At 32.9% G+C, this 12,308-nt stretch carries 9 protein-coding genes and 3 pseudogenes; all 12 read right to left on the bottom strand.

Annotated features, from left to right (window positions below; translation table 11 throughout):
- Nucleotides 1–61 precede the first annotated feature (61 nt).
- The 12 genes and pseudogenes from ppc to HT679_RS02875 all read right to left on the bottom strand — a co-directional run bounded on the left by ppc (nt 62) and on the right by HT679_RS02875 (nt 11,956).
- Complete coding sequence (gene ppc / locus HT679_RS02820) at nt 62–2,758, bottom strand: phosphoenolpyruvate carboxylase (protein ID WP_173212841.1); 2,697 nt, start codon at nt 2,756–2,758, stop codon at nt 62–64.
- Nucleotides 2,759–2,782: 24 nt separating this feature from the next.
- Nucleotides 2,783–4,006 (bottom strand): FtsW/RodA/SpoVE family cell cycle protein, encoded by a 1,224-nt coding sequence (locus HT679_RS02825; RefSeq protein WP_173212843.1) that lies wholly within the window; start codon nt 4,004–4,006, stop codon nt 2,783–2,785.
- A 143-nt stretch (nt 4,007–4,149) separates the two neighbouring features.
- A pseudogene (locus HT679_RS02830) lies at nt 4,150–4,464 on the bottom strand (transposase family protein); the annotation flags it as partial.
- Between the two features lie 39 nt (nt 4,465–4,503).
- On the bottom strand, nt 4,504–4,743 hold the full coding sequence (locus HT679_RS02835; RefSeq protein ID WP_173212845.1) for a helix-turn-helix transcriptional regulator: 240 nt from the start codon (nt 4,741–4,743) through the stop codon (nt 4,504–4,506).
- 103 nt (nt 4,744–4,846) lie between these two features.
- A pseudogene (locus tag HT679_RS02840) lies at nt 4,847–6,676 on the bottom strand (SAG1250 family conjugative relaxase).
- The gene (locus tag HT679_RS02845) at nt 6,663–7,028 is read right to left on the bottom strand and encodes a MobC family plasmid mobilization relaxosome protein (RefSeq protein ID WP_000401235.1); all 366 of its coding nucleotides are present in this window, start codon (nt 7,026–7,028) and stop codon (nt 6,663–6,665) included. Before HT679_RS02845 ends, HT679_RS02840 begins: the two are co-directional and overlap by 14 nt.
- A 4-nt stretch (nt 7,029–7,032) precedes the next feature.
- On the bottom strand, nt 7,033–7,389 hold the full coding sequence (locus HT679_RS02850) for an SAG1252 family conjugative relaxosome accessory protein (RefSeq protein WP_173212847.1): 357 nt from the start codon (nt 7,387–7,389) through the stop codon (nt 7,033–7,035).
- Nucleotides 7,390–7,764: 375 nt separating this feature from the next.
- On the bottom strand, nt 7,765–8,385 hold the full coding sequence (locus tag HT679_RS02855; RefSeq protein WP_173212849.1) for a TIR domain-containing protein: 621 nt from the start codon (nt 8,383–8,385) through the stop codon (nt 7,765–7,767).
- Nucleotides 8,385–9,797, bottom strand: coding sequence for an SIR2 family protein (locus tag HT679_RS02860; RefSeq protein ID WP_173212851.1), 1,413 nt, complete (start codon nt 9,795–9,797; stop codon nt 8,385–8,387). Before HT679_RS02860 ends, HT679_RS02855 begins: the two co-directional genes overlap by 1 nt.
- 14 nt (nt 9,798–9,811) lie before the next feature.
- The gene (locus tag HT679_RS02865) at nt 9,812–10,978 is read right to left on the bottom strand and encodes a toll/interleukin-1 receptor domain-containing protein (protein WP_173212854.1); all 1,167 of its coding nucleotides are present in this window, start codon (nt 10,976–10,978) and stop codon (nt 9,812–9,814) included.
- A gap of 57 nt (nt 10,979–11,035) precedes the next feature.
- Nucleotides 11,036–11,314 carry a hypothetical protein gene (locus HT679_RS02870; RefSeq protein ID WP_173212856.1) on the bottom strand — a complete coding sequence of 93 codons (279 nt, stop codon included), beginning with the start codon at nt 11,312–11,314 and terminating at the stop codon, nt 11,036–11,038.
- 293 nt (nt 11,315–11,607) lie between these two features.
- Nucleotides 11,608–11,956 (bottom strand): annotated as a pseudogene (locus HT679_RS02875) (XRE family transcriptional regulator).
- Nucleotides 11,957–12,308: the final 352 nt, after the last annotated feature.

Below are 12,308 nucleotides of genomic sequence, written 5' to 3' on the forward strand. Positions count from 1 at the left end.
TTAGCATTTTTTTGAAAGATTCAAAAACTTCCCCTATAGAAAAGAGGAAGTTTGATAGGTATCAGCCTGAATTACGCAATCCGGTCGCAATTCCGTTGATGGTGATATGAATCAATCGTTCTTGATCACTGGACAATTCTCCACGGCGTTGGCGTTTAATCAACTCCAACTGAATATAGTTGAGAATATTAAAGTAAGGCATACGGTAATCCAGACTAGCTTTTAGATATGGATTGTCAGCTAAGAGTTCGTCATGTCCTTCAATAGCCAGGATAACATTCTTAGTAACTTGCCATTCATTTAAAATAGTCTCATAGATGGCCTTAACTTGCTCGTCTTCACAAAGTTTAGCATATTCAAAAGCAATATTCATATTTGATTTTGACAAAACCATATCAACATTTGAAAGAAGCGATTGGAAGAAAGGCCAATTTTGGTACATATCTCGTAAAATAGCAATATTCTCTGGATTTTTATCGATAAATTCCTTGAAGCTTGAACCAACCCCGTACCATCCAGGGAACATAACACGACTCTGTGACCATGAGAATACCCAAGGGATGGCACGCAAACCACCGATTTCAGTAATCGTCTTACGAGCTGCTGGACGAGAACCAATATTAAAGCTTGAAATAGCCTTGATTGGACTTGACTCAAAGAAATAGTCATAAAAATGCTCATTACCAAAGACCAAATCACGGTAGATATCGTAACTACGGTCCACTACTTGATCCATAATGGCTTCATAACGATTTGAGGTATTGGTATCGCTCTTCTTCTGAGTAATCATACGGTTAATGGCTGCAGATACTAGCATTTCAAGGTTATAGTAGGCAGCATCTTTGTTACCGTATTTATTGCCAATTACTTCTCCTTGCTCCGTCAAGCGGATACGATCCTTGATAGACTTGAGTGGTTGAGAGGTGATAGCCTCATAGGTTGGCCCACCACCACGACCGACAGTCCCACCACGGCCATGGAAGAAGGTAACCTTAACGCCAAATTCATCTCCAATAGCAGTCAATTGTTGTTGAGCCTTGTAAAGGGTCCAACATGATGATAAGTAACCGCCATCTTTATTACTATCAGAGTAACCAAGCATGATTTCTTGGTAGTTATTGCGTGAAGCAATCCATTTTTTGGCAAGGCTAAGAGAAAGATATTTTCTCATTGTTTCCTCTGAATGATCCAAGTCTTCAATTGTTTCAAAAAGGGGAACAATCTGAACACGCGCCCTTTCCGTATCCACCAGTCCTACTTCTTTTAATAGGACAGCTAATTCTAGCATATCAGAAAGGCTGGTAGCATGCGAAATGATGGTTTGGCGGATGACATCATCTCCCAACTTATCTTTCAAAACACGAGCCGTCTTAAAAATAGCTAGTTCTTTTGCTAATAATTCTGATTTTTCTGCGTGAGTCGCAGAAAGAATTCGGGGATCTTCTTCTAATTCTTTCAAGAGAAGGTCACACTTTTCTTCTTCGCTCAACTCGCTATAACGAGAATGAATTCCTGCTGATTTCAAGAGTTCTGCCACACAGGCTTCATAGACGCTAGAGTCTTGTCGCATATCAATTGATGCTAGGTAAAAACCAAATATCTCTACTGCCTGCAATAATTCCACAAAATCACCTGAAATCAAGGACTCGCCCTTATTTTCTAGTAGAGAATCTCGAATGGCAATCAAATCCTTGTAGAAATCATTGGCGGTTTCATAACGATTCCCAACTTCCTTATCCTCAATCAGATAGGTTTTTGTTGCTTGAATTTTTGATTGAATATCAAACAAGGCACGACGGTAAAGCTCTTTTTCGCGGTAAATCGAGTTATCCTTGGATTGACGAGCCATTTCTCTGACTTGCTTACTGACGTTGACAATGCTAGTTGAAAGAGAAAATTCACGATAAAGTTGGTAAATCTTTTCATCATAGTAGTTCATGATGACTTCACACTGAGTGAGTGCAGACTGCTTCAAGGTCTCTGCTGTAACAAATGGATTTCCATCACGGTCACCACCTATCCACATACCCATGGTGATTGGCTTAGCCTGTTTTAAATTCAACCCATGCGCTTGCGCTAAGCGCTTATACTCCGTCGTCAAATGAGGTACAGCTTTCAAAAAGGAGCTGTTGTAGTATTCCATAGCATTCGTGATTTCGTTAGTCACTTTTAATTTTTTCTCACGAATCATGTCTGTCTGCATGATAATTTCGATGTAACGGCGCAAATCATTGTGCCATTTTTCTTTATTGATCAACCCCAACTTAACATCACGGTATTTACGCAAAAGACTATGAATATGATTTGTTAAATCCAACATACTTTTGCGTTGCACTTGTGTTGGATGGGCTGTCAAAACAGGGACAACATTTAAGTGTTCAAGAATTTCAACGGCATTTTCTTTTTCAGCAACCATTTTGATCGTTGTAGATAATTTACCTAAATAGTCCTGATCAATATTATTTTGATGATTGATTTCATAAGCTAAATCCACATCCTCTGAAATATTAATCAAAAGAGGTAAGATTGAAAAATAGCGTGAAATATAGACCATTTCATCATTTGATAAGCTAGTCACTAGACGGTTTAGACCTTGATAATCTTCCTGCGTTGATAATTCTTTCAACTGCATGATTTTTTCAAAGGTCTCTGGGGCAAGCATGTTTTTAGTGATATCTTCCAGCAATTCTGTTAGAATCAAGACTTCTTCTTGCACAACACTTTTATTACTATAATTTTCTAATTTTTGAAGAGACATAGACTATCCTTTCTTTATTCTACTTCACAGAAGGTTCATTGGTTGATTTTCCAATTCTCGGTACAACTTAGCGCGTTTTTCACTGGCATCAATATTTAAGACAAAGGCCACTGCCACTGACAAGACTAGAAGACTATTTCCACCCTGGGATAGGAAGGGAAAGGTTACTCCTGTAGATGGAATCAAGCCCGAAATCCCTCCGATATTGACAAATACCTGAACCAACATCATCCCTCCGACACCGAGTGCAACCATGGCATTGAAAGGATTCTCCGCTCGGATACCGACCAAGATAATCCGCAAAATCATGAAAAACAAGAGAGCTAAAATAAGACTGGCACCAACAAAGCCAAATTCTTCAATCACGATAGAAAAGACAAAGTCTGTATGAGCTTCTGGTAAATAACCTCGTTTTTCAATCGAGTTTCCAAGACCTAGACCAAACCAACCGCCATTGACCATGGCAAAATAAGAATTAGATAACTGGTGACCTGCATCAGCACGATCGGCAAAAGGATTAAAAAAGGCACTAAAGCGCTTGGCCACATAGCCAAATACTGGAATTTTTGAAAAGGTCTCAACACCGATTAGGCTGATAGTGGTCAAGACAAAGACAGAAGCGGCAGATACGAGCACCAGAATGGTTGAAAACCAGCGATAAGCGATTCCACTAACTGTATACATAATCAAGGAAACCAAGACTAAAATAGTCGCATTCCCTAAATCAGGGAAAATTCCCAAACTTCCAATCAGAACTAGGAGAACGAATCGCCAATCATTAAAAGCACGGGGAAGCCATTGATTTTGAGTCAAAACTTGAAAATCATAAATAGCTATTTCTTCTTGCTGTTTGGAGAATCGGTGAGCCAAATACCAAATAATAATGATTTTTAAGTACTCAGCTGGCTGAATAGTTACTCCTGCAACTGAAATCCAACCGTATGCCCCGTTTACGGAAATACCAATAAAACGAGCCAAGAACAATAAAAGCATTTCTATCAATATAACTAAAATGATTAGTCGCTCATTTCTCAAAAAATCTAGTCTCAATTTATAAATTAAGGCAATCAGTATCAAACTAACAATCCAAAAGATTCCTTGGTTTCGAACCAATTGCAAGGCGCTCTTGCCTTCTTCAATTAAAATAGCGCTAGTGGTCGAATAGACCACAATCAAGCCCAAAATAGATAAAAGCAAGTAGGGAATCAAGATGGAATAATTTAATAAGTGCCTCTTACTAATCTTCATAGTATCACCACTCTACTAGGATACAGACAAATCTGTTCCAAATTCCGTTTTATTTTCTAGTTTTGATTGCTATTATACCATTTTTTCAGAAAGAAAAAAACTCTTACCTTACAATCCTTCGAATTTTACTGTTTTTACAGAATTAAGGCAGAATTTGAAATCGTAAAACCATTTTGAATAAGAGTTGCTTCAATCCATTGACTCCGACGAATTAAGTTGCTTTCGTGAATGACAAAATCAGCCGCAATTTGTTCATAAGTGCGCTATTCTCGCATGTATTGAATAGTTACCTTGAGGAGATCGTCTAGGCTTAATTTGAGTTTTCGTACACCTTTTGCGCGTTTACGTTGATAAGCTGTTTTTAACACAGATAACATCTCTTCAAAAGTCGTGCGCTGAACACCTACAAGTCTCTTAAAACGGCTATCGCTTAATTGTTTACTTGCTTCATCATTCATAGTTTTATTGTATTGTATTTTTGTTTCGCAGAAAGTCTATCATCCCTTTCGTTCCAAGGTTTTTACGCTTTTAGCAACAAAGCTACACATTCGACGTACAAGGTAGTCTAAACTTACCTTATAAAAATCTGCAAGTTTGATAAGGTCATCTATAGAGATTAATCTGGTACCTGATTCCATTTTAGAATAAGCTGATCTTGTGCAATTTAAGACTATTTTTGCAACATATTCTTGTGTCAAATCAGTATCCTCACGTAAATCTCTAATCCTTTTCAACATCTAATGTCTCCTAAAATAAGTATAGTATAGTTGATTTCTTATTTTAGGAAATATGACAAATTGGCACACGAAAGTCTTTTATACATACTTATTAGGAAAGTGTTTACTCTATATGTATCTCTTTTTCCTTGTTAGATTTCATATTTTTTGATTTCTTGTAGTTCTTTATTGTACGATTAAACATTTCAAATGTATTTACAGCTTCTCTATGTTGCTCCTTCAGTTTTTCAATTCTTCCTTTATAGAAATATAAGTTCTTCTCTATTATATCTACTGAAATTTTTCCTTGAATACTATTTTCTAAATTTCCATAACTATTTCTCGCATCATTCAACAATACTTCTTCTAAATTAGTTAAATCATCAATTTTATTTTGGACTTGTTCAATCAAATTCTCTAGATATGATATTTGGGCAATGAAATCATGTGTTATATCTTCAAAATCATTCGGACTATTTTCCGCAGATATAAGAAAATCTAATTGTTCTATTTTTTCTTTAATTTTGCTAAGAGGAATTCTTCTATACATATACTGTGGTTCATACTGAAGATTAAATTGTCTAATCAAAGTTTTACCTTTCATAAAGCGATTTTTTTCTGCTGAATCTTTATGGTATACATAGTAAGAACTAGTTTCTCTGAGAAATACTTTAACTTTTTCTTCTTCCATATTGATTTGAATATTTGGTACAAAAATAAGTCCTTCTTGTCGGATGCCGAACTGTACCTTAATGTACATTCCATCGTCTACTACTTCTTCTATTTGATTAAGATTCAACTCTACCTCAAACTCATGAACTGCATCCGTATTTCTCTTGAAATCTTGATAGGATTTCCATACCACCTCTTCTGTCGGCAACTCTTTTTCTTTAATTAGCTTTTCCTTATTGTAAAGTTCAACTAAATTTTTATTATCTAAGACAACAGTTTCATTTTTGTTATTAAAATAGTCTTGAAAATAACTAACACTATACCGATTCGTTTTTACCAATTCCTGCTCTGAAATCTTAATCTCATCAAATTCAAATTGAACATGTTTTTCTTTCGGTATTATTTTTAATCCAAAAAATTCTGCTCGTTGAATCAATTAATTCATATTCTTCATTTTCGGAAGTAAAAATTCTAAGATGTTTATGATTTCCCTTTGAACAAACTTTTTCTTAAAATAAGTTTCATTATAAGGTTGTTTTCTACTCAATTTACTATCACGTACGACTTGTTTCATATTTGAATCAGTCATAAAAAAAGTAACATGCTTGTGTCTAAAATCAATTTTTAAATGTAAAGCTTTTGCTTTATTCTTGAAATCTTCAAAATTTTTCGAGTTCTCGATTAGAAAATATACTCGTTGTTTTATTTCATATTTGTAATTTGTTTTGCGATAAACTTCATACTGACGATGCGAATAACGATTTTCTATAATTTTTGCCCCTGCAATTTTTGAAAGACGATCAGAAACCATTCGTAGATTATGTTCTGCCTTATAATCCCATAGAAACTTTTTATCAGAATTCTGATCAATTGAATTTAGGATGATGTGATTGTGGATATGATCTTTATCGACATGAGTTGCTACAATAAAACGAAATCTACCTCCTGTCAACTCTTTAACTGTCTCCTGACCAATCCGATTGATTTGTTCAGGAGTGAGGTGGTCATCTGGAAAAAAGGACTGAATGATGTGATGAGAATGAATTTTTCGTTGTTTTACTTCTTGCCTATCATGACGAAATTCATAAAGAATATCATTACTTAAAAAATTATCATTGTACATCTTCACTAGTTCTTTATAACTAGGAAAATCTAAATAATTTCTCATACCAAAATCTGAAACTAGTGTTAGATTTTTTGTTTTACTTGGATTCAAAATATATTTGATTAGTTTACTACGATAATTTTTTCCATGAATCGCAAAGTGTTTAGTGATGACCATAAAATTTCCTCAATTTTTCAGATTGAATAAGAAAATCTTTCTCCACTTCTACTATTAACTCTTCTATACCTTTTCTCAACTCATTTAATTCAACTTCCGTTATTAAATTCGAATAATTTATGCTTCTGGCTATTTGATTAATATTATTTCCGATTCGTTTTAATTCAAAAATCAAATCTTGATAACTATTTGTATCAATGGTGATAAAATTCATACCAGGATCTAGTAGAGTTCGTCTAGCATATTCTGAGAATGATAAGCAGTTGCTTTTTGAGATATTTTCATTCAATTTGACTAATTCTAGGTCAGATAAAAAGACTTTTTTTAAATTTGTTCTATATCGGTGCTCCACTAAACTACCTCATGTATTTGTTACGAAAATCTTCACTAAAAGGACTTGTTTTTTCTACCTCGTTAATTAATTCCTGAATACAAGTTAACAAAATAGAAACATGTTCTTGAGTAACCTGATGATTTATTTTAGCAATTATGAATACTTCATGAACATCACGGCTAATTTGTTCCAACTTTTGTTTTTTCCAAAGGTTGAACCATTTTTCCATCTGTTTTTGTCCATCAGACAATAGTAAGCTTTTACGAAGAAAATCAGAAAAATTATCCTCTCCTTTCTCTCTCATTAAATCTAGTATTTGTTTTTCTTCCGTTTCTGTTAAGCGAAATTGTTTCCGAATACTACGTATATCTCTTTTCATATGACTTTTCCTCCTTTATTGATACCTGTACTTACAATGTAAGCTTACAGACACTGTCAGTACATTTTTCAAAACAGCTTCAACATTTTTGTAAGGCTTTGCGAGCTCAGATATTGTGTCCACAATATCCCAAAAATCATATCGCCAGCTGACTAAAACCTTCCAGTTTTGACAGCTAACGATAAGATAACTTGGTGACTCTGCCCCCAAACCCCCAGAGAAAAATCTTAGTTGGATTTTTTAAAGTTGAAAAAAGTATATCAGAGGGAATTTGGAAAAGTTATCACAGGAGAATGAGAGGATGAAAAAAGAGCCTTTCGGCTCTTAAAAAGTTGAACTTATCTCAATAGCAGAATTATCTACAAGGATTGTTTATTACATCCTCTTAGCTATATTGAACTCATCTAATCGTTCTCTTTTGTCTTTGGCATTCTGTATATACTGACTATAATCTTCTTTGAAATCGCTCAAACTTACTAAAGAAATATAAGAATCGTGCTCATTATCATAAAGATCATTACATGGATTTTTCTTATAAGCCGACTTAATATTTAGCATGTTCTTTCTAGCTAAATTATCAAAATATTTCAAAGACCTACACGACTTAGTCTGCTGATAATGCTGACAATAATGAGTACTATCATCTAGTACCTTATCTTTAGCTTCATCAGTATAAACAGCTATGACACCATTTGTTCTGTTATTTTTTCTATCCTCTAAAGAATACCTTAGTTCATCATAAAGCCAATCATCATAATTTCCAATCCAATTCTTTCTATAAGAAACAGCCTCTGGAGTTAATAATACAATTGTAACCGATGTATCTTTTAACTTCTCATATAGGTATTCCTGAATAATGTTCTCACTCATTTGACTTCTATCAACATCTTCTGATCTATTAATTACCTCAGTAGATTCATCAAATAAATCAACTAGTTCATCTTTAATCTCTTTTCCATCACTAAAACGGAACGAAATAAATATTTTGGTTGCCATTATCGTACCTCATTGACAATTTTATCAATCGTGGAAAAAACTTTAGTGAAATCCTTTTCAGTCTCCAAAGTTTCCCAGTAATTATCTAAATAACTATATTCTCCTGATTGTTTCATCTCATCAAAAATTTCTTTTGCAGCAAATCCAGTAGAGGCAATCGGAATGATTATCTTTCCTTTTTCTTTAGCTATTTGAAATTCCTCCATCATCCCTGAAGCAAGTTCTACCTTACCATCAACTAGCTTGTTACCAAATAAAAATATACACACCCCTGACTCACTAATCATTTGTTCACGGTTCTCGGTCCAACGTTCTTTTAACGATTTCTCTCCATTGGCATTTTGTGGAAAAGGAAACAAACCAAGGTGTTCAGCCACATGTCTATATTTAGTTTTATAAATTTGGTCCAGCGCACCGTTAATAACACTGCTTCCTATCCCCAGTCCAAACCCTGATATTATTTTATAATCTTTTGAAATAAGAAAACTAGATAAATCATAGCAGTATTGATTTACCTTTTCTTCACTCCAATTCTCATTATAATCTGATATACTACCTGAAATGAAGATTGTATTTTTTAAGTACTCCTCCTCAATTTTTTGTATCAAGTCAGATATTTCAGAATAATCATCTACTAGAACGGTCTCTATTCCATATCTCTGTAAATCTTTGATTTTTAAATCTTGTTTTATTTTAGCGTAATTATATCCCTCGATGTCTGCGTCATAGTCTCTCTCTAACACTTGTTTTTGAATACAATAATGTTCTCTCTTATTATCTCCCAGCAGGACATTTACCTTCCCCAGAATAGATTCTAAATTAGGATCTTCAAAACCAAAACCTACAAATAAAAATGTTTTAGAAACTAAGTCACCTCGTAAAGCTGTTACAAATAAAGAGTTTTTATCACTATATCTTTCATAATCATCTTTTGAAATAACTGCATCATTAGGCGAATCTACATCACCATGCATCTTATAAACAATGGCATCGCTATCACGAATACTAATTGCTAAATCATCTATCTTTCTCTTTATATCTCCTCTACGATTGTTTTTCTTTAAACCGTTTTCAATTACGTTATCATAGTTTGTCGTCCAATATGTAGAAATGGGTAGTCTTGTTAGTAAATTCGTTACTTTTGTTTCTGCTTCTTGACTAGAAAATTGATAAACTATTTCCTGATTTACAGAACCTCGATTTCCCATTTTAGAATTGATATAATATTGAGTCAATCCCACTAAATCTGACTCTTTATCAATATCTAAATCAATCTCATCCGCAAATGGCTTTACGAGCTTTTTCCAGTTAACAAATCCTGCGTCAACTGATGTTCCTGCGCCAGCAAAAACTGCCGCATTGCTATCTTGAACAGCTTTCGTAAATTTTTTAATAAATTGCTCTTTCCTCATCTTGAATCCTTCTATTATTTTTTATTCTCTTTCCATTTAGTAAATGGAATATCTGACTGTCCATGATTTTTAACCATAAAATCTTCAGAAAAAAGTAATTTTGGATATTTAAAGTAGAACTTTGGAATAATTGATTTATTTATTTTTTCTGAAAAATAGATACATATTTTCTTTCCAATTGCATCTGCATATCCCAATTCCCAAGCACACCACTGAGAATTAAGTGTCTTACTTGAAAAGTACAAAACAAATACATCCGATTGTTTTATACGCTCTTTGATAATATCGACTGTTGAAGTATTACACCATTCTCGTTTCAGATCGTATTTATCATTAACCCAGTCAATATATATGACTTGGCCATTTTTGTTTAGTTTTTTATAAAAGGTTATTATTTTTGCTTCATCTTGAGAGTTATGTGAAAGAAAGATATCAAATTTTTTTATCTTTTCTAGATCATCAATATATAGCCTCTTCTTCAATTCTTCTGGTCCTTTCCTATTTGTTACTATTTCATTATCAATAAAATTCGTTTTTCCTTTCTTTTTTCTACTCAATTTAAATGGTAAAGATAAGCTTTGAAAGTATGACTGAACTTCTTTTTTTAGCGATTGATTTCTTGTATGACCATTTATCGCATAGAAAAAATTATGGACTTTCTTCGAATCATACTTTGAAAGTTCTCTAATAATCTCTAATCTTTCATGTAAATCATGTGTTCTGAAAAATCTTTTACGATAATGATTTAGATACGGTGGATCTATTTCTTGGATATAATCTAATACTTTTTTTCTTTTTATAGATTGTAACTTTAATTTCGCTAAAGATTTTTTGCGAATTTCATCTACTTGATTCTTTCTTTCCTCATTACTTAAAAAATTTTTCCTTGTTCGTTTCCTTATATGTTTAGATGTCTCAAGAATAAAATCATAAATCTCTAAAGATATTCTTTTACGCCGAATTTTAACTAAATTCTTTTTAATAATACATTTACCATACCAATAATTTCTTTCCTTTTCCAGCTTAGAAATTTTGTCAGGAAACATATAAGTAAATTTATCAACATAGTCCTTGCTAGAAAATTTTTCTGGCATAGTCTCTATGACTATATTATGAGCCGGTTTAAACTCTTTTTGCAATTTTATATAAAATTCATTGTATTGTCTCATTACTTTGCCCATATAATCTGCCACCTCATAATATATATGTACTGTTTTATAACTCCTCTACGGAAATTATTACAAATTCCCTTTTTTAATTTGATACTTTTTTGCAACAAGAGAAGCCAGTTGATAATCGTATCTTTCACTATCGTAATAGAAAAAATAAAAATCCTGATAACCATACCACACGTTTAATCTTGTTTCCTCTTCTAATAATTCACAGAACTCCGTTGAATATTTCTTATAAAACATTGAAGTCATTACTTTAAATTGATCTTCAAATATTATTCCTCTATTTTGAAACTCTGTAACAATCTCTTCAAATTCTTTATCTAATATATCTCTTAATTTCATAGTGTTCCCCCTCTTGCTATTTGGTATAACATAGAGCATGACTAATTAAAATTTTCTCAATTTATTTTCCCCAGTCTCAACATTTACTTCTTACCTTACTCCACTCACCGAACAGAAACTCTTTGAGCTTGATGCAATTAATAATTGTCTTTCTAGTTCGCTTTGTCTATGGAGGAAGATAGCTATTGGATTTTGCCTCATTCACTTTCCTTTCGTAAGTATGAAAATATTTAGACCTAAGGTACAGAAAAACTCATCCTCACTATAATCATATAAACTCATTAAGCTACCATTCACATTTCTGATGTTTTTTGCATGTACTCAATACCATCCAAGTAGCACCTGTAACGCTCAAGCTCTTCAAAAGTAGTCACTAGATAAATGTTGGTATTCACCATATCAGATAAGGCGTCACTCATTACAATCCAGTGATTGTCCCATCATTAAAGATGAGGTTCTGGCTATCTTGATAACAATAGTGATGAGTTAGGAAATTTGTTCAACGTTTCTTAACAATCTCCATTTTTAAAGTCAGTTTATTATCTTCCCACTAGATTTAGGTGAAATGCTTATAATTCGTGCAAATTCTGGACGTGTCAGGTCATGTGCCTTTCGTATGAATTTTATATTGTTTCTAATCATGGCATCTTCTTTTACTCGATAATACTATTATAACATTTAGAAATTTAAAAACAGATTCTAAATCAATAGAACGTATAATTCTAAAATTAGAATTTTTAGTGATAATTCTATAAAATGTTGCTTTTCTAATAAACTTGTACTTGTTTTCTTCAGACTATACAAATATCACATTGTTGTAAGTTTGTAAATAACTCAAAAGTATTAGATATAATTTTAAAACAGTGTTTTAAACCGTAGTTGGCCAATACTATAGTTTGTTATTTAATTCTAACTAAAAAAATCATTATGCAAATCAAACAACTAAAAATGAATTTATGGTATACTAATGATAATAAATTGTTATCGGTAGGAG

Source organism: Streptococcus sp. 4886 (assembly GCF_013276485.1).
In the GTDB taxonomy this organism is placed as follows: Bacteria; Bacillota; Bacilli; order Lactobacillales; family Streptococcaceae; genus Streptococcus.

Bases quoted from the DNA above. Each gene is read 5' to 3' on its own strand.
- HT679_RS02860 (WP_173212851.1), bottom strand. From the start codon at position 9,797: ATGAGGAAAGAGCAATTTATTAAAAAATTTACGAAAGCTGTTCAAGAT.
- HT679_RS02850 (WP_173212847.1), bottom strand. From the start codon at position 7,389: ATGAAAAGAGATATACGTAGTATTCGGAAACAATTTCGCTTAACAGAA.
- HT679_RS02870 (WP_173212856.1), bottom strand. From the start codon at position 11,314: ATGAAATTAAGAGATATATTAGATAAAGAATTTGAAGAGATTGTTACA.
- HT679_RS02865 (WP_173212854.1), bottom strand. From the start codon at position 10,978: ATGGGCAAAGTAATGAGACAATACAATGAATTTTATATAAAATTGCAA.
- ppc (WP_173212841.1), bottom strand. From the start codon at position 2,758: ATGTCTCTTCAAAAATTAGAAAATTATAGTAATAAAAGTGTTGTGCAA.
- HT679_RS02835 (WP_173212845.1), bottom strand. From the start codon at position 4,743: ATGTTGAAAAGGATTAGAGATTTACGTGAGGATACTGATTTGACACAA.
- HT679_RS02825 (WP_173212843.1), bottom strand. From the start codon at position 4,006: ATGAAGATTAGTAAGAGGCACTTATTAAATTATTCCATCTTGATTCCC.
- HT679_RS02855 (WP_173212849.1), bottom strand. From the start codon at position 8,385: ATGGCAACCAAAATATTTATTTCGTTCCGTTTTAGTGATGGAAAAGAG.